We start from the raw sequence: 20,406 nt of genomic DNA, 5'->3' as shown, positions 1-20,406 counted from the left end.
GTGACGCGATCGTTCGACCTCGGACCCGCCCTGCTGTTCTGCCCGGCGGACCGTCCCGATCGCTTCGCGAAGGCGCTCGAGCGCGCGGACGCGCTGATTCTCGACCTGGAGGACGCGGTCGCCGACGATGCCAAGTCGACCGCTCGCGAAGCCCTCGTCACGGCGGACCTCGACCCGGCTCGGGTTATCGTGCGCGTCAACGGCGCGGCATCGGCCCATCACGATGCGGATGTCGCGGCGCTCGCCACCACGGATTTCCGCACCGTCATGCTGCCCAAGGCCGCCGACCCCGCCGATCTCGCCCGGCTGGCGGACTACGACGTCATCGCGCTGTGCGAGACGGCGGCCGGCGTGCTGGCGGCCGGCGCGCTCGCGGCCGAGGCGAACGTCGTCGCGCTGATGTGGGGAGCGGAAGACCTGGTCGTCTCGCTCGGCGGCACGTCCAGTCGCGCGCCGGACGGCCGCTACCGGGATGTGCCCCGCCAGGCGCGCTCGATGATCGCGCTCGCTGCCGCGGCCGGTGGCGCGGCGGCGATCGACGCGGTGCACGTCGACATCCCGGACCTCGCGGGGCTCGCGGAGGAGGCCGCCGACGCAGCGGCCCTCGGGTTCGCGGCGACCGCGTGCATCCATCCCTCGCAGGTCGAGACGATCAGAGCGGCCTACCGACCGACGGACGCGCAGGTGCGCTGGGCCGCCGAGCTGCTCGCGGCCGCCGAGGGCGCTCCGGGCGCCTTCGCGTTCCGCGGCGCGATGATCGATGAGCCGGTGCTGCGTCAGGCCCGGGCGATCCTGGGGCGTCGAACGGAACGGTGAGGGCGCAGCGCTATCGCTTCTTCTCGTCCAGCGGCTTGCCGTTGAGCATCACGCCCGGCGACGGGACGGCGGGCGCGGCGGCTTCCGGCGGGGTGGCCTGGGTCGGGGCATCCGGCATCGCCGTCGGCGGAATGCGGTTCGGGTTCGCGGCGTCGACGGCGCTCGTCGTGCGCGGCCCGCGCAGACCCAGGTAGATGCCGAATCCACCGGCGGCAAGCGTGATGAGGATCGGGAGCAGGAAGTCCGGCTTGGCGGCCAGGTTGCCGACCGTGCGCCAGAAGGCGGGCGCGAAGAACCCGCCATCGCCACCGACGCTGGTGAACGCGGCGAACGCGCCAGCGACGAGGCTCGTGACCGCTCCGACGACGACGGCGAACGCGGTGATCGCGATCCAGGGCCAGCGTCCGTTCTTGACGGGGGCGCCGGCGCCCTTCGTGTACAGCCAGGCGGAGACCAGCGGAATCGCGACGGCCACGATGCCGGTGATGGTGCCGTAGATGCCGATGACGCCGGAAAGCACGGTGAAGCCGGCGATGCCCACGACGATCGACCCGAGGGAGAACAGCAGTCCGCGCGACACGTTCTCGGACGGCGGTGGAACGATCGAGTCAGTCATGCGGTAACCCTAGCGAAGGCGTACCCGCCCTCGCGCCCCGGCGCATGGGGAGTGCTCCCCAGGGCCACCGTCTGACCCACCGCGCGGGCGTCGAGCCGTGTCGGAGTCGAATCAGCCGGTGATCGAGAACGTCGGCTGACAGCTCGGGCACCACCACACGTCGCGCAGTTGCAGTTCGTCGTCGCCGAGTCGGCCGTGTTCGATGCGAGTGCCGCACCGTCGACAGGGCTGTTCTCCGCGGCCGTAGACCCACAGTCGATCGCGGAACAGGTTGCCCGTCGTCGTGCGTTCGGGGCGATCCCGGTTCGCGGCGATCAGGCGCTGGGCCAGCTCGATGAGCTTCGCCGGCTCGCGCACGTCGCCCACGGCCATGGTTGGCGGGATGCCGCGCAGAAAGCACAGCTCCGACCGGTAGACGTTGCCGAGCCCGGCCATGACCCGCTGGTCGAGCAGGGTGAGGCCGACGGCGCGCTGCGGATCGCGCACGAGGTTCGCGAGTGCGGCATCCGGATCCCAGTCCGGGCCGAGCAGGTCGGGCCCGAGATGGCCGACGACCTCCGATTCCGCCGCGGTGGGCACGACCTCGAGCAGCCCGAGCTCGAAGCCGACCGCGGTGAACCGCTCGTTCGTCAGGATCGCGCGCGCCGTGAACTCCGGTCGGCGCCAGCGCGTGCCGTTCGGGTAGACGTGCCAAGAGCCTTCCATCTTGAGGTGGCTGTGGATCGTGGCATCCCCGACCCGGATGAGCAGGTGCTTGCCGCGGCTGACGACCTCGTGCACCGTCTGCCCGCTGAGATCCACGGTGGCGAAGGCGGGAACCCGAAGGTCGCAGCGCGTGAGCGTCGAGCCGGCGAGGGCGGCATGCAGTTGCACCGCCTCGCGGTAGACGGTGTCACCCTCGGGCATCGGCCCACGGTGGTGCGGGTGGCGCGGACGGGTGCATCGCTGGACTCCTTCGATGACGGATGCTGTGCCTCACGGTAGCGGGTCGACCCGACGCTGAGACCGTGAATCCGGGGCCCGGACGCCCCTGATCATCCCCGCAACCGCAACCCCTGCGGCGTCGCCGCGAAACCCGCCTCCACCAGGAGCGCACCCAGCGCGGTGCCGACCGCGAACTCGCCGTCGACGCGCTCGATGCGCATCCTGCCGATGCGAGCGCGCACCACCGAGGCGAGCTCGAGGGTCGCGGCGCGCAGCACGTCCGGGTCAGCCGTGAACGTCAGCACGCTCTTGCCGCCGCGCTCCACGTAGAGGGCGAGGCCACCGTCCACGATCGCCACGATCGCGCCGGCCTTGCGACCCGGCCGGTGGCCCTTCGCGGCGACGTCGTCGAGTTGCGGCCAGCTCAGCGCCGCGCCGTACGGGTTCGCCGGGTCGGTCGCCGCGAGCACGATCGCGCGCAGTTCGGGCACGGAGTCGGGGTCGCGCGCGAAGGCGCGCAGCCGGTCGACGGTCGCACCGGTCGCGAACTGCGCGGCGCCGAGTCCCTCGACGAAGTAGCCGCGTCTGGCGCGGCCCTGCTCCTCGAACCCGCTGAGCACCTTGTAGGTCAGTGCGAAGCCGCCGCGGATGCCCTCGCTCACGACCGCGCCGCGTGTGACCACCCCGTGCCGCTCCAGCAGCAGCTCCGCTGTCGTCTTCGCGCGGATCGTCGGGTCGGGCTCCGCGAGCGGCAGCAGCGACCAGCGCCCGGCCACGGTCGGCGGGCCGGAGACCGCGACCGAGAGCGACCGTCCGCGGTATGAACGCGGCCTCGGCGCGCGTCGCGTGCTCGCCGGTCCGCCGAGCCAGGCGCGCAGCGGCGAGAGCGTGTCGTTGGTGACGAGCCCGGCCCAGACCAGCTCCCAGAGCGCGGTGACGAGGGCCGCATCATCCGGCTCGCCCACCGCCTGCTGCAGTTGGCGGAAGAAGTAGGCGCCCCCGCCGGCGAGGGCGGCGAGGATGCTGCGCTGCAGTTCCGTGGTCTCGGCGCCGCTCGGCTCCGGCAGGGTCAGCGGCGCGGTCGGGGCCAGGTGCAGGCCCAGCCAGCCATCGGAACCGGGCAGCGTGCCGTTGCCCGACCACACCACGTCTCCGCTCGTCGTGAGCTCGTCGAGCCAGGCGGGTGAGTAGTCCGGTACGCGGGCCGGCAGCACGAGCGACTCCCAGGTCGAGGCCGGCAGCGACACCCCCGCGAGCTGATCGATCACCTGCAGCACGCCGTCCAGACCGCGCAGCGCGCCGCCGACATGTTGCCACGACGGCAGGAATCGACCGAGCGCTGACTGCTCGACCGGCTCGACCTCCGAGCGCAGCGCCGCGAGCGACCGCGCCCGCAGCCGCCGCAGCACCTCGACCGAGCACCACTCCGTGCCGGAAGCGCCGGGGCGGAACTCCCCGTCCACGACGCGCCGGTCGGCGGCGAGGCGGCGCAGGGCGTCGGTGACGACGGCGCTGCCGAGACCGAAGCGGGACGCGACATCCTGTGCCGTGAACGGACCGTGCGTGCGGGCGTACCGCGACACGAGGTCGCCGAGCGGGTCGTCGACGGGCTCGATGAACGCCGCGGGCACACCGATCGGCAGCGGCACGCCGAGGGCATCGCGCAGGCGCGCGGCATCCTCGATCACGGCCCATCGCGCCTCGCCGGCGATCGTCGCCGGCAGCACGCGCCCATCCCGCGCCAGCCCCTCCACCCATGCCGAGGGCGCGGGGATGCTGCGCGCGGCGAGTTCCTCGAGGGTCAGCGGCCCGAGCATCCGCAGCACATCCACCAACCCCTCGGCGTCGCGGGCGCGGCGCTCGGGGGTCAGCCGCTGCAACTCGGCCTCGGTCTGCTCGATCACAGCGGGGTCGAGCAGCTCCCGCAGCTCCGCGCGGCCGAGCAACTCGGCCAGCAGCGTCGGGTCGAGCGAGAGCGCGGCCGCCCGACGCTCGGCCAACGGCGAGTCGCCCTCGTACATGAAGGCCGCGACGTAGCCGAACAGCAGCGAGCGCGCGAAGGGCGACGGCACCTCGGTCTCCACCTCGACCATGCGCACCTTGCGCTGCTCGATCCGCGTCGTGAGCGCACCGAGGGCGGGCAGGTCGTAGACGTCTTGCAGCACCTCGCGCACCGTCTCCAGCACGATCGGAAAGCTCGGGTAGCGCCGGGCCACGTCCAGCAGCTGGGATGCCCGCTGCCGCTGCTGCCACAGCGGGGAACGGCGCCCCGGGTCTCGCCGCGGCAGCAGCAGTGCGCGCGCCGCGCACTCCCGGAACCTCGCCGCGAACAGCGCGGAGCCACCGACCTCCTCCGTGACGATCTCCTCGAGCTCGGCGCGCTCGAACGCGAAGAGGTCGGCTCCCGGCGGTTCGGCGTCGGTGTCGGGGATGCGCACGACGATGCCGTCGTCACCGGCCATCGCGGCGCCGTCCACCCCGAGGCGGTCGCGCACCCGCGCGCTCACCGCGAGCGCCCAGGGCGCGTGCACGGGCATCCCGTACGGGGAGTGCAGCACGAGCCGCCAGTCGCCGAGCTCGTCGCGGAAGCGCTCGACGACGAGCACCGTGTCGGTGGGCACCTGCCCGGTGGCCTGCCGCTGCTCCTTCACGAGGGCGACCAGATTGTTCGCGGCGCGCTCGTCGAGACCGATGGCGGCCAGCCTCGCGCTCGAATCGGTGATCGAGCCCGTCGAGAGCGCTCGCGTGAACCCCCCGATCGCCTCCCCGAGCTCCGCCGGCCGCCCCAGTCCGTCGCCCTTCCAGAACGGCACCTTGCCGGGCTGCCCGAAGGCGGGACTCACCAGCACCTGATCGTGCGTGATCTCCTCGATGCGCCAACTCGTCGTGCCGAGCGCGAACACGTCGCCGACCCGCGACTCGTAGACCATCTCCTCGTCGAGCTCGCCCACCCGGCGCCCCGGGCCCTCGCCGCCCACCATGAAGACCCCGAACAGCCCCCGATCCGGGATGGTGCCGCCGGAGGTCACGGCCAGGCGCTGCGCACCGGGTCGTCCCGCGATCGTGCCGGCCACGCGGTCCCAGACCACCCGCGGGCGCAGCTCCGCGAACTCGTCGCTCGGGTAGAGGCCGCTGACGAGGTCGAGGGTCGCCTCGAACGCCGAACGCGGCAGGGTCGCGAACGGCGCACTGCGGCGCACCGTGTCGAACCACTCCTCGACGTCGATCGGTCCGAGCGCGCACGCGGCGATGGTCTGCTGGGCGAGGATGTCGAGCGGGTTCGCGGGGATCGCGATCGCCTCGATCTGCCCGGCCAGCATCCGCTCGGCGACGACGGTCGAGTGCAGCAGGTCGGTGCGGTGCTTGGGGAACAGCATCCCCTTCGAGATCTCGCCCACCTGGTGCCCGGCACGCCCGATGCGCTGCAGTCCGGATGCCACGGACGGTGGCGACTCGACCTGGATCACGAGATCGACCGCCCCCATGTCGATGCCGAGCTCCAGCGAACTCGTGGCGACCACGCAGCGGAGGCGGCCGGACTTGAGATCGTCCTCGATCGTGGCGCGCTGCTCCTTGCTGACCGAGCCGTGGTGGGCGCGGGCGAGTAGGGCGGGGGCGGCGGGGGCTGGGGTCGCGGGGATGTCGACCAGCTCGCGCCGCCCATGGATGCCCGCCGAACCCCGCGCGACCTGGTCGACATCCCCGCTCCTGCTCGACGTGCTGCGGCGGGTGGAGCCGGCTTGGGCCATCATCTGGGCCGGGAGGCGTTCGGGGGCGACGCCGGTGAGGCGTTCCTCCACGATCTCGTTGAGGCGGGCGGTGAGGCGCTCGGCGAGACGGCGGGAGTTGGCGAAGACGATCGTCGAGCGGTGCGCGAGGATCTCGTCGACGATGCGCTCCTCGACGTGCGGCCAGATCGAGCCGGTGGCCTCCGGCGCCATGCCGCTCGGCGGGGCATCGACCGGCGTGTAGCCGTCGGGCCGGGCGAAGACGCCGGGTTCGGACATGTCCTCCACCGGGACGACGACCGAGAGGTCGAAGGTCTTCGCGGCGGGCGGTTGCACGATCGTCACGGGCGCCCGTCCGCCGAGGAAGCGTGCCACTTCCTCCAGCGGCCGCACGGTGGCGGAGAGACCGATGCGCTGTGCGGGTTTCGGCAGCAGGGCATCCAGGCGCTCGAGGGAGACCGCGAGGTGGGCGCCGCGTTTGCTCGCGGCGACGGCGTGCACCTCGTCGATGATCACCGTCTCGACGCCGGCGAGCGTCTCGCGGGCCGCGGAGGTGAGCATGAGGTAGAGGGACTCGGGGGTGGTGATCAGGATGTCGGGCGGCGTTCGCGCGAGCAGCCTGCGGTCCGCGGGGGTGGTGTCGCCCGAGCGCACCCCGACGGTGACGTTCGGTGCGGGCAGGCCCAGGCGTTTCGCCGTCTGGGTCACGCCGACCAGTGGTGCGCGCAGGTTGCGCTCCACGTCGACGCCGAGCGCCTTCAGGGGCGAGATGTAGAGCACTCGCGTGCCCTCGCCGGCAGCGGTGATGAGACGGTCGATCGACCACAGGAACGCCGCGAGCGTCTTGCCCGATCCGGTGGGTGCGACCACGAGCGCGTGCGAACCGGACGAGACCGCATCCCACGCGCCCAACTGCGCGGGCGTCGGGGCGGGGAAGGCGCCCGTGAACCACTCCCGCGTCGCGGGGGAGAAGCGTTCGAGCACCATGGCTCCATCCTCCCCCGCACGGCTGTCAGCGCGCAGGGATCGCACGCGACGATGCCCGCCGCGCCGGGTACCTGGACGCGGCGGGCGGGCGATCGGTGCGCAGGTCAGCCCTTGAGGAAGCCGAGCAGCGCGTCGTTGATCTCGGCGGCGTGCGTCCACAGCATGCCGTGCGGGGCGCCGTCGATCTCGACGTACCGCGCGCCGTCCAGCAGTGCCGAGAACGGGCGTCCGGTCGAGTCGATCGGCAGGATGCGGTCGGCGGTGCCGTGGGCGATGAGCACCGGCAGCCCCGACTCCTTCACCTTCTGCACGTCACCGCGGAAGTCCTCGATCCAGCTCGACACGACCGCGGACGCGGCGATGGGTGCACTGCCGGTGGCCACGTTCCAGCTGTTCGTCACGGCCTCCTGGCTGATGCGGGTGCCGAGGTTCTCGTCGAGGTTGTAGAAGTCCTGGTAGAACTGCGTGAACCAGGCGAAACGGTCCGCCTTCGCGGTGGCCTCGATCCCCTCGAACACCGATGACGGCACGCCGGTCGGGTTGTCGTCGCCGTGCACGAGGAACGGCTCGAGCGAGGCCAGGAAGGCGAGCTTGCTGAGCCTCTCGGTCCCATAGTTCGCCACGTACCGGGCGACCTCGCCGGTGCCCATCGAGAAGCCGACCAGCGTCGCATCGCTGAGGTCGAGCTGCGTCAGCAGCGCGTTCAGGTCCGCGGCGAAGGTGTCGTAGTCGTATCCCGTCGACGGCTGGCTGGACTTGCCGAATCCGCGGCGGTCGTAGGCGATCACCCGGTACCCGGCGTCGAGCAGTGCTGCGGTCTGGCGCTCCCAGGAGCGACCGTCGAGCGGATACCCGTGGATGAGCACCACTGGACGCCCCGCGCCATGGTCCTCGAAGTACAGCTGGATGTCGGTCGAGTTCTCCTGGCCGACGGTGACGTATCCCATCATTGACTCCTGTTCATCGTGAGAACGTGCGTTCTCGATCTCTGTGGCCTACACTAGAGAACGGACGTTCTCAGCGCAAGTCCCCCATCACCAGGAGCCGGAATGGATGACCAGACCACCCGTGAGCGCGTGCTCGAGGCCGCGGAGCGGCTGTTCTACTCGCGCGGCATCCAGGCCGTGACGATGGACCAGCTGCGCGCGGACGCCGGGGTGCCGCTGAAGCGGATGTATGCGCAGTTCCCCTCGAAGGAGTCGATCGTCGCCGAGGTGCTCCGTCGCCGCCAGCGCAGTTGGACGCAGCGGCTGACCGCCGCGGTCGCCGCGGTGCCGGACCCGCAGGGCCGGCTGCTGGCCGTCTACGACTTCCTCGAGCAGTGGTTCGACGAAGACGACTTCCGCGGCTGCGCGTTCATCAACTCGTTCGGCGAACTCGGAGGCACCTCGCCGGTCGTCGCCGAGCTCGCACGCGAGCACAAGCAGGCGTTCTTCGACTACGTCGGCGAGCTCGTGGCGCAGGCGGGCGCCCCAGCAGCACTCGCTCCGCAGCTCGCGCTGCTCGCGGAGGGCGCCCAGAGTTCGGCGGCGATCCTGCCGGACTCGCACTCGGCCGCCCACGCCCGACGGGCCGCGGAGACCCTGATCGCCGCGGCGCTGAGGCCCGTCGCCGCATAGGGTCTGAGCGACCGCTCGCCGCAGGGGTTACGGGTGGGCGTGCAGGAACGCGACCAGGTCGCCCAGCTCCTGCGTGGAGACGGAGTGCCCCAGTCCCTCGTAGATGCGGATGGTGGCGTCGGCGTGCGCGGGCAGCCACGCCTCGGTGCGTTCGATCGCGGCATCCGGGATGATCGGGTCGGCCGTGCCGCGACCCCAGAACACCGGCGGACGGCGCTGGGCGAGCTCCGCATCGCCGGGCAGCTCGCCGGGCGCGAGGAACCCGGAGAGATTCACCGCGGCGGTGAACCGCTGGGGCGCGTGGCGCAGCAGCTGCAACGCCATCGCCCCGCCCTGCGAGAACCCGAGCAGCGAGACGCTGGTGTACTCGAGGGTGTCCAGCCAGGTGAGCACCGCGACGGCGGCCTCGTCGACGCCGGTCGGCTCGGGACTGCCGGGGGTGGTGCGCGGGAACCAGGCCCAACCGCCGCTCTCCGGCAGCGGTGCCCGCAGCGAGGCGATGACGGGCCCGAGCGGGAGGCCGGGCGCCATGCCGAAGAGATCGCCCTCGTGGGAGCCGAGCCCGTGCATGAGCACCAGCAGGGGACGCCCGGCGCGCTCGCGCTCGGGGGAGGACCAGAGGATCGCGGACTCGTCGAGCTGCATTCGCCAAGTCAAGCACCATCCGTAGGTCAGAATGGAGCATGAGCACCGTGGGCACCCCCGATCCGCAGTCGAGCTGGCTCTCAGACGACGAGCTCGCGGAGACGCGAAAGCGCATCCCGCTGCTCTACGTCGAGGCGGTGCCGGTGCGCGTCGACGGCCTCGGCAAGGTCACCGAGGTCGGGATGCTGCTGCGTGCGAACGACGGCGAGATCACCCGCACGCTCGTCTCCGGACGCGTGCTCTACGGCGAGACACTCCGTGACGCGCTGTTCCGCCACCTGGAGAAGGACCTCGGCCCGATGGCGTTCCCGCTACTGCCGGCCTCACCGGTGCCGTTCTCGGTCGCCGAGTACTTCCCCTGGCCCGGATCGAGCCAGTTCATGGATGCCCGCCAGCACGCCGTGTCGCTCGCCTACGTCGTGCCGATCACGGGCACCTGCGAGCCGCGCCAGGACGCGCTGGAAGTCACGTGGCTGCGCCCGGCGGAGGCCGCATCCGAGTCCGTCACCGCCGACATGGAGGGTGGCCGCGGGTCGCTGCTGCGGGCGGCGCTCGCCTCGGTGGGCGTGCTGCCGTAGTTTGCGTCGGCCCGGGTCGCACGTTGCAGGGACGTTGTTGCCGGCGTTCCGCGCGTCCGGGTTGTCACCCCGGCACCGAAGCTGATCAGCATGACTGTCTCGCTTCCGATCCAAACCCAACTCATTCCGACCCGCCTGGGCAACATTTCGGTGCGAATCGTCGGCACTGGCCCCGCCGCGATCCTGTGGCACAGCATGTTCGTCGACGGCGCGAGCTGGGACGGCCTGATTCCCGCGCTCGCCGCCGAACGCACCCTCTACATCGTCGACGGTCCCGGCTATGGGGCCAGCGACGAGCTCGAGACCATCAGTTCGATCGAGGAGGGCGCGGAGGCAGCAGCAGAGCTGCTGCGCGGCCTCGGCATCCGCGAGCCGGTCGACTGGGTGGGCAACGCGTGGGGCGGCCACACCGGAATGGCGCTCGCGTCGAGTCGCCCCGCACTCGTGGCGAGCCTCATTGCGATCAGCTCACCCACGCAGCCCATCGATGCTGCGCTGAGCCGTAAGGTGCGCTTCCTGACGGCCCTGCTGCGCGTGCTCGGGCCCGTCGGGCCCGTGCGATCGGCGATCCTCGAGAATCAGTTCACCGACGAGAACCGCGCGAATCCCGAGATTGCGAGGTCGGTCACGGGGGCGCTGTCGCGCGCGAGCAAGCGCAGCCTCGCGAACACGGTCGAGTCGTTCATCATCCGACGGCTGGATGTCACCGCATCCCTCTCGAGCATCTCCGCGCCCACCCTCTTCGTGACCGGCGATGACCGTCCGGAGTGGACGCCCGAAGCCATGGATGCCGCGGCGGCACTCGTTCCGCACAGCCGCACGGCGATCATCGCCGGGTCGCGCGTGGTGGTTCCCGCCGAGAGGCCGGCGGAGCTCGCGGAGGTCATCCTGGAGTTCTGGGCCGAGCTGTAAGCGCCGCGACAGGCAACGTTGCGCGGACGTTGTGAGCCCCTCCCCGCGAGCGGATGCGGCGCGGCGGTTCGTCAGTGTGGATCGCATGACAACCAAGAACGCATCCAGATGGGCGCGCGCCGCGATCGCCGTGGCCGCACTGGTACCCATCACCATTGCCACCACCGTCGGTGCCGCCTACGCGACCGGCGAGCCCGAAACCCCCGAGACCGTCGAGGTCGCACAGACCGCGGTCGATGAGACCCTTCCGGTCGCCGAGGCTCTCGAGGCACCCGTCGAGGCCTCCCTGCCCGAACCCGAGGGCCTCGCCTCAACCGGCGACCCGCAAGACCCCGAGGGCCCCACGGTCACACTCCACGAGCCCTCGATCCCCGCGGGCTACAACGGATGGCACCATGAGCCGTTCGCGGTGCAGGTCGGCGCGACCGTCGGCCAGGGAAGCATCGTCAGCATCGAGTGGACCCTCAGCGGTGCCACCACCGGATCCGGTTCGAAGGGCTCGTCGCCCGCGACCATCTCGATCACCGGGGAAGGAGTCACGACCCTTCAGGTCACGGTGACCGACTCGGCCGAGTTCGTCGCAGTGGAGGAGTACACCCTGCGCATCGACAGCGAAGGCCCCGTGTTCTCCATCAACTCGCCCAAGGAGGGCGACGTCTACCGCGTCGGCGATCAGATCACGTTCGACTTCAGCTGCACCGACGCGTTGAGCGGCGTCAACGTGTGCGCGGCGTTCCCGTACGAGGAGCCGGGGAGGCCTGTCGTGTCTGGTGAGACCTACACGCTCGACAAGGTCGGCGAGTGGATCATGTACTTCGGCGGCAACGACAACTCGACGAACGGCGCGCAGCCCCACGTCAACTACACCGTGCTCCCCGCGTTGGAGCCCGACACCACCGCCCCGGTCGTGACCGTCGAGCCGAGCGAGACCGTTCCCGCGTCTGGCTGGTGGAACAAGGCGGTCGAGGTGGACTTCGTCGCCACGGATGCCAACCCCATCCAGTCGTTCGAGTATCGTCCCGCGCTCGCGGCTGGTGGATGGGGCCCGTGGGTCACCGCGGCCGCGAACCCAAGTGGTGAGTCGGAGGTCAGGGCGTCCTTCCAGTTCTTCGCCAGCGGCATCCACACCAACCAGTTCCGCGCCACCGACTCGCTCGGCAACGTGAGCGAACCGATCGAGTACGTGCACCGGGTCGACAAGGAGGTCTCGGGGGCGACCGTCAGCGGCTTCCCGGGCCACTTCACGGTCGGCGAGGTCTACGAGTTGCACTACGACTGCGCGGATGCCCTCTCGGGCGTCGCATCGTGCGCGTCGAGCAACGGGGCATCCGGCAGCCTGCTGCCCACCGATGTCGAGGGCGATCACTCCTTCACGCTCACCAACACCGACGTCGCGGGCAACAGCACGACGACCACCTGGAACTACACGGTCGCCGACGACACCACTGCACCGCAGGTGAACGTTCAGTCGACCGCGAGCGGCTGGGTGTCGCGCGGCGATGTCACGGTGACGCTCAGGGCGACCGATGATGTCAGCGGCGTGGCGCAACTGTGGGTGCAGGCCGACGGCGCCGAGCCGATCAGCGGTCGGTTCGTGGATGGCGCGTCCTTCGAGTACACGGTGACCGCCGAGGGTGAGACGGTCTTCACGACCTACGCGATCGACGCAGCCGGCAACAGCTCCGCGCCGCAGCACTACACGGTCGGCATCGACCGCACGGCGCCGACGATCGACATTTCGAAGCCCGGCAACCAGGTGGCCTCGCTCGTCGCGACGAAGACGTTCACGCAGGGTGAGGTCGTCGATCTCGCCTTCGAGTGCGCCGACGCGCTCTCGGGAGTCGCGAGCTGTGAGGCCGTCGATGTGGCCGGTTCGGTGCTGCCGACCGAGACGCTCGGGCAGCACACGATCGACTTCGAAGCGATCGACGAGGCGGGCAACCGCACGACCCGTTCGCTCGAGTACACGGTCGTCGCGGGCAACCAGGCGCCGACCTTCGGCCTCGCATCCACGGGCGTCGAGATCTGGGCACCCCTGCTGCTGATCGGCGGACTCATGGCTGCCGGTGCCTCCTTCCTGGCCGTGGCGCGCGTGCGCCGCTGACCCCTCTCAACGGGCCGCCTGGCGACTCCGCCGGGCGGCCCCCAACAGAAAGCACCCAATGTCTTCGATCCTCATCTGCAGCACCCCCGTGCACGGGCACGTCACCCCCTTGCTCGCCGTCACTCGCACCCTTGTCGCGGCGGGCCACGAGGTGCGGTTTCTCACCGGCCAGCGCTACCGCGACGCGGTCGAGGCGGCCGGTGCACGATTCTTGCCGCTTCCCGACGCCGCCGACTACGACGATCGTTCGATGGATACCGCGTTCCCCCGGCGCGTCGGCCTGACCGGGCCGGCCGGCATCCGATACGACATGATCGAGATATTCCTGAGGCCGATGCGCGCCCAGGCCGCTGCTCTTCGCGGAGCGCTGACGGCACCGACCGATCTCATCATGACGGAATCGATGTTCACGGGCATCCTCTCGTTGCTCGTCACCCCACGCGCTGAGCGTCCTCCGATCGTGAACCTGGGCATCATTCCGCTCGGCATCAAGAGTCGCGACACCGCACCGTTCGGCCTCGGGCTCAAACCCATGCCTGGTCCGGTCGGCCGGCTGCGGGACAGCTTCAACACCTTCGTCGCCGAGAAGATCATCTTCGCCCCGGTGCAGAAGTTCGCTGACGAGCAGATGCTGGCCATCACCGGCAAGCACATGCCCGGCTTCTTCCTCAACTGGCCGAGCCTCGCGGATGCCATCGTGCAGTTCACGGTTCCGGAGTTCGAGTATCCGCGTTCCGACCTGCCCGACATGGTGCACTTCGTCGGACCGGTCTCCACGTCGGCGCCGAACGCGGGGGCCCTGCCCGAGTGGTGGGGCGAGCTCGATGGTTCACGCCCGGTCGTCCACGTCAGTCAGGGCACGGTCGCGAATCAGGACTACGAAGAGCTGATCCTGCCCACCATGCGCGGTCTCGCGGGCGACGACGTGATCGTGGTCGTGTCGACGGGCGGTCGTCCGATCTCGTCGGTGCCCGAACGCGTCCCGGCGAACGTTCGACTGGCGGAGTACCTGCCCTACGACGAGCTCCTGCCTCGCGTCGATGTGATGGTGACGAACGGCGGATACGGCGGGGTGCACTTCGCGCTCACGCACGGTGTTCCCCTCGTCGTCGCGGGTGCGACCGAGGACAAGATCGAGGTCAGCGCCCGCGTCGAGTGGTCGGGAGTCGGGGTGAACCTGCGCACCAATCGTCCGAGCGACACCGCCGTGGCCGCGGGCGTGCGTCGCGTGCTGGCGGACAACTCCTTCCGCGACGCAGCGAACCGCATCGGTGCCTCGATCGCACGCGCTCCGGGGGTTGAGGGCATCCTCGCGATCGTCGACCGACTCTCCGCGGAGAACGTCCGCTCGTGACCACACCGCGGCTTGTGCAGACGAGACTGGGCAGGCTTGCCGTTCGCGAGTACGGTCAGGGCGCCATCGCGGTGCTGTGGCACGGCATGTTCGTCGACTCCTCGAGCTGGTCGCGCATGATCGAGCCGCTCTCACGTCACCGCCGGCTCGTGGTCGTCGATGGCCCCGGCTACGGGGCATCCGACGAACTCGTTCGAGTCACGACGATGAAGCACTGTGCGGATGCCGCGGTCGATCTGCTCGACGGCCTCGGCATCACGGAACCTGTCGACTGGGTGGGCAACGCCTGGGGCGGGCACGTCGGCTACGAGCTCGACGCGGCCCACCCCGGTCGGATCGGCAGTCTGGTCGCCATCAGCGCGCCGTCCGAGTGCCTCACCCCGCGCCAGAAGAGGAAGCTCCGGATGCTGCGCCCGGTGCTGCGCGCCGCCGGCCCCGCGCCCTTCCTCATCGCGCTCGTGGCCGAGGCGCAGCTGACCGACTACAGTCGCGCCGCCGACCCGGATGCGCTCGCCGTCATCCACGACTCCATGCATCGACAGAGCAAACGCAGCCTCTCGACGACGTTCGCGTCGTTCGTGCTTCGCCGCCGTGACCTCAGGACGGTCCTGTGCGCCGGCAGCGCGCCCGCGCTCTTCATCGCGAGCGATGACCGTGGTGAGTGGACCCCGGCACTCGCGAAGGCGATCGCCGGCCAGCGTGCCGGCGCTCGCTCGACGACGGTCTCCTGGTCGCGCACGCTCGTGCCCCTCGAGCAGCCTGCGGCTCTCGCTCGCGAGATCGTCGCGTTCTGGGAGGAGCTGGCGGGATGACGCTCGCGCAGGTGAGTTCGGTCGTCAGCCAGAATGGGCGGGTGTCCGCGCCAGCCACCGTCACGCTGTTCGGGCGGATCGTGCTGCATGTGGACGGATCGCCCGTTGCGTTGCGCGGCGCCCTGCCAGCGGCAATCGTTGCTCGCCTCGCGGTGAGCGTTGGCGAGCAGATCTCGGTCGAGCAACTGTCGCACGATGTCTGGTCCAGCCCTCCTCCCACGGCCGCGGGCACGCTGCGGGCGAATGTCTCCCGGCTGCGTTCCGCTGGCCTTGGCGATCACGTTCAGGGCGGTCGAGGTGGGTACGCCCTCGCCGCGGACACTCGCGTCGATGTGCTCGACTTTCGCGACGCCGCGGAGGCGGCACTGGTGACGAGGCGACGCGCGGGCCTGGAGCGCGCCGAGTCGCTCTGGGCGGGCGAGCCGCTTCGCGGAATCGTGGCACCGTTCGCCGACGGTTGGCGGGCCGAACTGCTCGACCTCTGGCGCCGGGTCTGCGAGGCGCTCGCGGAGCAGCGTTTGGCCGACGGTGAGCTCGACTCGGTGCTGCACGCGTTGCCCCCACTCGTGGCGGCGCACCCGGCCCACGAAGCGCCGGCCCGCCTGCTCGCCACCGCGCTGGCGCGCTCGGGGCGCACGACGGATGCCCTCGAGGTGATCGACGCGTTCTCGCGGCGGTTGTCCGTTGACCAGGGGCTCGACCCCTCGCCGGCGCTCGCCGCGTTGCGCATGTCCATCGTCCGACAGGATCCGGACGTGCTGCCGGCCATGGCGGTCGGTCGCCAGGCCCAGCACGGTGTGCCCCTGCCGATCACGAAGTTCATCGGGCGCCGGGCCCAGCTCGAGCTCATCGCGCAGGCGCGCCGTCTGTCGCGCCTGGTGACCGTCACCGGTCCGGGTGGTGTCGGCAAGAGCCGACTCGCGGTGGAGTCGCTGCGTGAAACGATCGGCTCGGTCGATGGCGAGCAGTGGCTGCTCGAACTCGCGAGCTACACGAGTGGGCGGGAGGTGGCATCCGCGCTTCGCGAACTCGTCGGTGCCACGACGACGACGATCGAGGCGATCGCCGAACAACTCTCCGGGCAGGGCACCGTGCTTGTGGTCGACAACGCGGAACACCTGCGCGAAGACGTCGCCTCGCTCATCGCCGCTCTTCTCGCGGCGAGCCCGGGCCTGAGCGTGCTCGTCACGAGCAGGGAGCCGCTGCGCATCGCGGGGGAGCGTCTCATCCCGGTCGCCCCGATGCTCGGTGAGGATGCGGACGACGCCGTCGCCCTGTTCAGCGAGCGGGCAGCGGATGCCATGCCCGGCTTCGAGCTGGACGCGCAGACGCTGCCCACCGTGCAGCATCTGTCGCGACTGCTCGACGGGCTGCCGCTCGCCCTCGAACTCACGGCGGCGCGACTCGATGTGATGGACCTCGCCGAACTGGTGCGCTCGCTCGAGTCGGAGGAGTTGCTGAGCCTGCGGGGGCACGACGCGGGCAGGCACGGCAGCCTGCACAACACGATCGAGTGGAGTGCGAGATTGCTGCGCCCCGCCGAGCTCGAACTGCTCGCGCAACTGGGCAACTTCGCCGGCAGCGTCTCGCTCGATGCGATCGCGGGCATCTGCGTGTTGCCCGACGACAACGTGCGCGAGGTGGCCGCGGTGCTGGCGCAGAAGTCATTGCTCGCCGTCGAGGGGGGCGGCGCGCGCGGTCGCCGCTACCGTCTGCTGGAGTCGGTCAAGCTGTATGCGCGGCAGCTGCCGTCGATCGATGACCGCGACGCGTGGCGCGTGCGGCATTCGCAATGGTTCGCCGACCTCGTCGACACGCTCGAGCCTCGCGTGCGGGGCCCACACAGTGCCGAGGCCCATGACGCCTTCGACAGCGAGCGCGCGGAGCTGCTGGCCGCACTCTCGAATGCGATCGCCAGAAACGACCGGCAGATCTCGGTGCGGCTCGCTGGCGGACAGGCATGGCACTGGTTCATGCGCGGCGTGATCTCGGAGGGCTGGCGATGGATCGACACGGCGCTCGACCTGCCGGGCGAGGTGTCGCCATACTTCGACGCGCGCGCCTACTGGGGCGCGATCATGATCGTCTACCGCTCCGGTGACAAGTTCGCGGGCGAGGCCTACGCGCTCGCCGGAATGCCGCTCGCCGCCCGCTCGGGCAGCAGAACCTTGCACGCGCTCTTCCTCGCCTGCAACGCCATGTGGCTGTGCGACCGCGACGTGGCCGCAGGCATGAAGCTCATGACCGAGGCGGAATCGATCCTCGCGAGTGGTGTCGAGCCATGGGCCGTGAGCGAGTTCTTCCGGTTTCGCAGCATCTGTCACATCTCCGCACGCAAGCCGGCCAACACGATGGCGGACCTTCAAGCTGCGATCGGCGCCGCGCTCGCCGCGAGCGACGGGTGGGCCGCGGGATCCTCGTCGTGGAGCCTCTCCCACGAGTTCATCAAGGCCCGCCGCCCGCGGGATGCGATCGACGAGCTCGTGCGCTGCCTCGATCTACTGGCGCCGCAGGGCGACGTGCTCGCGGTCATCCTCGCCTTGCACGCGGGCGCGATCGCCGTCTCGCTGGCCGAGCGCCAACGTGATGGCGCCCGATTGTTCGGGGCCGTCGATCGCCTCGGCGCGGTCTATGGGTTTCCTCGCGCCGCGGTCAACGACGAGGCCCACGAGTCGTATCGCACGCGCGCCAAACAGGCGCTGACGACGGCGGATTGGAACGCCGCCTACCGGGAGGGCACGCGGCTCACCCTCGACGAGGCGGGGATGCTGCTGCGCTCGGTCGCCGCCCAGTTGCCGCCCGGGCGGCGCTCGTCGCTCGCGGGAAGTTGTGGGCATCTGCCTCTGTCCCTCGGGACGCTCGGTCGCCCACCATCGACACCATGCGCCGCCTCATCGCCATCTCCCTCGTTCTCGTCACGCTGACGCTCACCGCGTGCGCGGTGGTGTCATCCGATGAGCCAGTGCGCATCGACTACTACGTGCACGGCGAGCTCTGGGTCGAGCGCGGCGGCATCCTCGAGATCGACGCCCCCGTCGTCTCCGATGCCACGGGGCAGCGGCTGCCCGGCTACCCCGTGGAAGGCACCGCGACCGGTGGCGCCCTCAGCAAGCACAACGATCGCGGGATGACCTACTTCACCTTCCAGGCCGACCGCGACATCGCCCCGCCCTACGTCATCACGTTGAGCGCGGATTCCGCGGGCGGCGGTGACTCGGTCACGTTGCGCATCGAGGCGGGCTGGAAGTTCACGGATGCCTCGTACGTCGCCCACCTCGACGACAATCTGCCCGAGATCGGGGAGCGCTGGAGCGGGCGCGTGTGCGGCAACCCGTTCGGGCAGTGGCAGTTCGAGCGGGTGATCACCGAGACCGATGTGCAGAACACGGAGTCGTTCGCGGCGGTACCGCGCCCGCTCGAGGATCGCGGAGGCCAAGAGTTCGGTGGCGTCGCGATGATCGCCGCCAACCCTGCCGAGCGCAACGGCGAGGCGCCGTTCCTGCTCTGGATCGATGACGTCTCGCCGACGGACTTCGTGCCGCAGGCGCAGCGCATCGCGGTGGCGGTCGAGCCGCTTAGCGCGCAGGAGTGCGCCTAGCTGCGAGCGGTGCCTGAGACCGCGCGCACTCCTGAGAGAGCGCGCCAGATCTTCGCGATGTGGCGCGCAGACTCAGGAGTCGCGAGTGGGACTAGCGCCCGCGGCGCTGCCCACCCGAGGTATTGGGGCGCACGATCTGGCCGACCCGGATCGGGCCGCCCGAGGACTGGGCCCGGCCGTTGCCGCCGCGGGGGCGCGAGGGCGCCTGCTCGGCGCGGGCCGGCTGCGCGTGCGAGGACTGGGCGTGCGGCTGCGTGGCGGAGCGGCGCTCGCCGGTGACCGCGGCGCGACCTGAGCCGGCGGCCGTCGCCGAGCGGCCGTTGCCCGCGGGCGCGCCGGAGCGTCCGGTTGTCGACGGGCGACCCGAGCGGTCGCGGCGGGGCGCCGACGTGGGCGCGCCCTCGCGGGCGGCACGCTTGCGCTGCGCATTGGCGCCCTGCGAGCGACCGCCGCCGCCCTGCTGCTGGCGCGGCTGCACGGGCGCGGGCTTGACATACGCAGCCACCTCGCCGACCAGCGCGGTGACCGCCGGGGAGGTCGGCGTGACCTGCTGCGGGGTGACCGCGATCGCGGCCTTGCGCAGCAGCGACTGGGTGTCGCCGCGTTGCGCGGGCAGCATCACGGTGACGACATCGCCCTCGGATCCGGCGCGCGCCGTGCGTCCCGAGCGGTGCAGGTAGGCCTTGTGCTCCATGGGCGGGTCGACGTGCACCACGAGTTCGACGTTGTCGACGTGCACGCCGCGGGCCGCGACATCCGTTGCCACGAGCACTCGGGCATCGCCCGAGGAGAACGCGGCGAGGTTGCGGTCGCGCTGCGGCTGCGAGAGGTTGCCGTGCAGGTCGACGGCCGGGATGCCGGACTCGGTCAGCTGCTTGGCCAGCTTCTTCGCGTGGTGCTTGGTGCGCATGAACAGGATCCGACGGCCGGTACCCGAGGCGAGCGTGCGCACGAGTTCGGGCTTGTTCTCGGCCGAGACCTCGAACACGTGGTGCGTCATCGCGGAGACATGCGACGTGGCCTCGTCGACCGAGTGCAGCACCTCGTTGTGGAGGTAGCGGCGCACGAGCTTGTCCACGCCGTTGTCGAGCGTGGCGCTGAACAGCATGCGCTGGCCGGTCTGCGGGGTCTTGTCCATGATGCGCGTGACGACCGGCAGGAAGCCGAGGTCGGCCATGTGGTCGGCCTCGTCGAGCACGGTGATCTCGATCGCGTCGAGGTGGGCGAAGCCCTGCTTCATGAGGTCTTCGAGGCGTCCGGGGCAGGCGACGACGATGTCGACGCCCTGCTTGAGCGCGTCCACCTGACGGTTCTGCGAGACGCCGCCGTAGATCGTGGTGGTCTTCAGGCCGTAGGCGGTCGCGAGCGGCTCGATCACCGCGGTGATCTGGGTGGCGAGCTCACGGGTCGGTGCGAGCACGAGGCCGAGCGGCCGCCCGGCGCGGCGCTTGCCGCCGGCGAGTTCACCGCCGAGTCGAGCCACCATGGGCAGCGCGAAGGCGAGGGTCTTGCCGGAGCCGGTCTTGCCGCGGCCGAGCACGTCGCGCCCGGCGAGGGTGTCGGGCAGGGTGTCCTGCTGGATGGGGAACGGCTCCGACTTGCCCTGTGCGGCGAGCACGGTGACGAGGGGAGCGGGCACGCCGAGCGCGCCGAAGGAAGTTTCGGTCATGAGAGTTTTCTGAGCAGGCCGAGACGGTGCCCGGCTGATGGCGA

The 20,406-nt window shown here is 70.8% G+C and carries 15 protein-coding genes; 9 read left to right on the top strand and 6 right to left on the bottom strand.

What is annotated here, in order from left to right; genetic code table 11:
- Nucleotides 1-816 (top strand): HpcH/HpaI aldolase/citrate lyase family protein, encoded by an 816-nt coding sequence (locus PYV02_RS05165; protein WP_275756853.1) that lies wholly within the window; start codon nucleotides 1-3, stop codon nucleotides 814-816.
- 10 nt (nucleotides 817-826) lie between these two features.
- Here PYV02_RS05165 and PYV02_RS05160 read toward each other — a convergent pair whose 3' ends face one another.
- From PYV02_RS05160 to PYV02_RS05145, 4 genes are all read right to left on the bottom strand, one after another.
- Nucleotides 827-1,432 (bottom strand): hypothetical protein, encoded by a 606-nt coding sequence (locus PYV02_RS05160; RefSeq protein WP_275756851.1) that lies wholly within the window; start codon nucleotides 1,430-1,432, stop codon nucleotides 827-829.
- A gap of 111 nt (nucleotides 1,433-1,543) precedes the next feature.
- A complete protein-coding gene (locus PYV02_RS05155) occupies nucleotides 1,544-2,338 on the bottom strand; it encodes a DNA-formamidopyrimidine glycosylase family protein (RefSeq protein WP_275756849.1) in 795 nt (264 codons plus the stop codon).
- 128 nt (nucleotides 2,339-2,466) lie between these two features.
- Entirely contained in the window at nucleotides 2,467-7,071 is a 4,605-nt protein-coding gene (locus PYV02_RS05150) for a DNA glycosylase AlkZ-like family protein (RefSeq protein WP_275756847.1), read from the bottom strand.
- Nucleotides 7,072-7,175: 104 nt separating this feature from the next.
- On the bottom strand, nucleotides 7,176-8,018 hold the full coding sequence (locus PYV02_RS05145) for an alpha/beta fold hydrolase (RefSeq protein WP_275756845.1): 843 nt from the start codon (nucleotides 8,016-8,018) through the stop codon (nucleotides 7,176-7,178).
- A gap of 102 nt (nucleotides 8,019-8,120) precedes the next feature.
- Between PYV02_RS05145 and PYV02_RS05140 the strand changes: the two genes are divergently transcribed.
- Nucleotides 8,121-8,690, top strand: a complete 570-nt coding sequence (locus tag PYV02_RS05140) for a TetR/AcrR family transcriptional regulator (RefSeq protein WP_275756843.1) — start codon at nucleotides 8,121-8,123, stop codon at nucleotides 8,688-8,690.
- Between the two features lie 27 nt (nucleotides 8,691-8,717).
- Here the strand turns inward: PYV02_RS05140 and PYV02_RS05135 are convergent, their stop codons facing one another.
- Nucleotides 8,718-9,335 (bottom strand): alpha/beta hydrolase, encoded by a 618-nt coding sequence (locus PYV02_RS05135; RefSeq protein ID WP_275756841.1) that lies wholly within the window; start codon nucleotides 9,333-9,335, stop codon nucleotides 8,718-8,720.
- A 38-nt stretch (nucleotides 9,336-9,373) separates the two neighbouring features.
- Here PYV02_RS05135 and PYV02_RS05130 point away from each other — a divergent pair, with 38 nt between their 5' ends.
- The 7 genes from PYV02_RS05130 (at nucleotide 9,374) to PYV02_RS05100 (ending at nucleotide 18,693) form a co-directional block, all read left to right on the top strand.
- Nucleotides 9,374-9,913 (top strand): NUDIX hydrolase family protein, encoded by a 540-nt coding sequence (locus PYV02_RS05130; protein WP_275756840.1) that lies wholly within the window; start codon nucleotides 9,374-9,376, stop codon nucleotides 9,911-9,913.
- A gap of 90 nt (nucleotides 9,914-10,003) precedes the next feature.
- Nucleotides 10,004-10,825, top strand: coding sequence for an alpha/beta fold hydrolase (locus PYV02_RS05125; protein ID WP_275756838.1), 822 nt, complete (start codon nucleotides 10,004-10,006; stop codon nucleotides 10,823-10,825).
- An 85-nt stretch (nucleotides 10,826-10,910) separates the two neighbouring features.
- Nucleotides 10,911-12,929 (top strand): OmpL47-type beta-barrel domain-containing protein, encoded by a 2,019-nt coding sequence (locus tag PYV02_RS05120; protein ID WP_275756836.1) that lies wholly within the window; start codon nucleotides 10,911-10,913, stop codon nucleotides 12,927-12,929.
- A 58-nt stretch (nucleotides 12,930-12,987) separates the two neighbouring features.
- A complete protein-coding gene (locus tag PYV02_RS05115; RefSeq protein ID WP_275756834.1) occupies nucleotides 12,988-14,283 on the top strand; it encodes a glycosyltransferase in 1,296 nt (431 codons plus the stop codon).
- Nucleotides 14,280-15,095 (top strand): alpha/beta fold hydrolase, encoded by an 816-nt coding sequence (locus tag PYV02_RS05110; protein ID WP_275756832.1) that lies wholly within the window; start codon nucleotides 14,280-14,282, stop codon nucleotides 15,093-15,095. The genes PYV02_RS05115 and PYV02_RS05110 overlap by 4 nt, the downstream gene beginning before the upstream one ends.
- Before the next feature lie 41 nt (nucleotides 15,096-15,136).
- On the top strand, nucleotides 15,137-18,019 hold the full coding sequence (locus PYV02_RS05105) for an ATP-binding protein (RefSeq protein WP_275756831.1): 2,883 nt from the start codon (nucleotides 15,137-15,139) through the stop codon (nucleotides 18,017-18,019).
- Nucleotides 17,977-18,693, top strand: a complete 717-nt coding sequence (locus tag PYV02_RS05100) for a hypothetical protein (protein WP_275756829.1) — start codon at nucleotides 17,977-17,979, stop codon at nucleotides 18,691-18,693. Before PYV02_RS05105 ends, PYV02_RS05100 begins: the two co-directional genes overlap by 43 nt.
- A gap of 91 nt (nucleotides 18,694-18,784) precedes the next feature.
- Here the strand turns inward: PYV02_RS05100 and PYV02_RS05095 are convergent, their stop codons facing one another.
- On the bottom strand, nucleotides 18,785-20,362 hold the full coding sequence (locus PYV02_RS05095; protein WP_275756827.1) for a DEAD/DEAH box helicase: 1,578 nt from the start codon (nucleotides 20,360-20,362) through the stop codon (nucleotides 18,785-18,787).
- Nucleotides 20,363-20,406 lie beyond the last annotated feature (44 nt).

The sequence above is a fragment of the Antiquaquibacter metalliresistens genome (assembly GCF_029211225.1).
In the GTDB taxonomy this organism is placed as follows: domain Bacteria; phylum Actinomycetota; class Actinomycetes; order Actinomycetales; family Microbacteriaceae; genus Rhodoglobus; species Rhodoglobus metalliresistens.
Note: the sequence above shows the minus strand (reverse complement) of the source record. Positions and strands in the feature narration are given on the sequence as shown.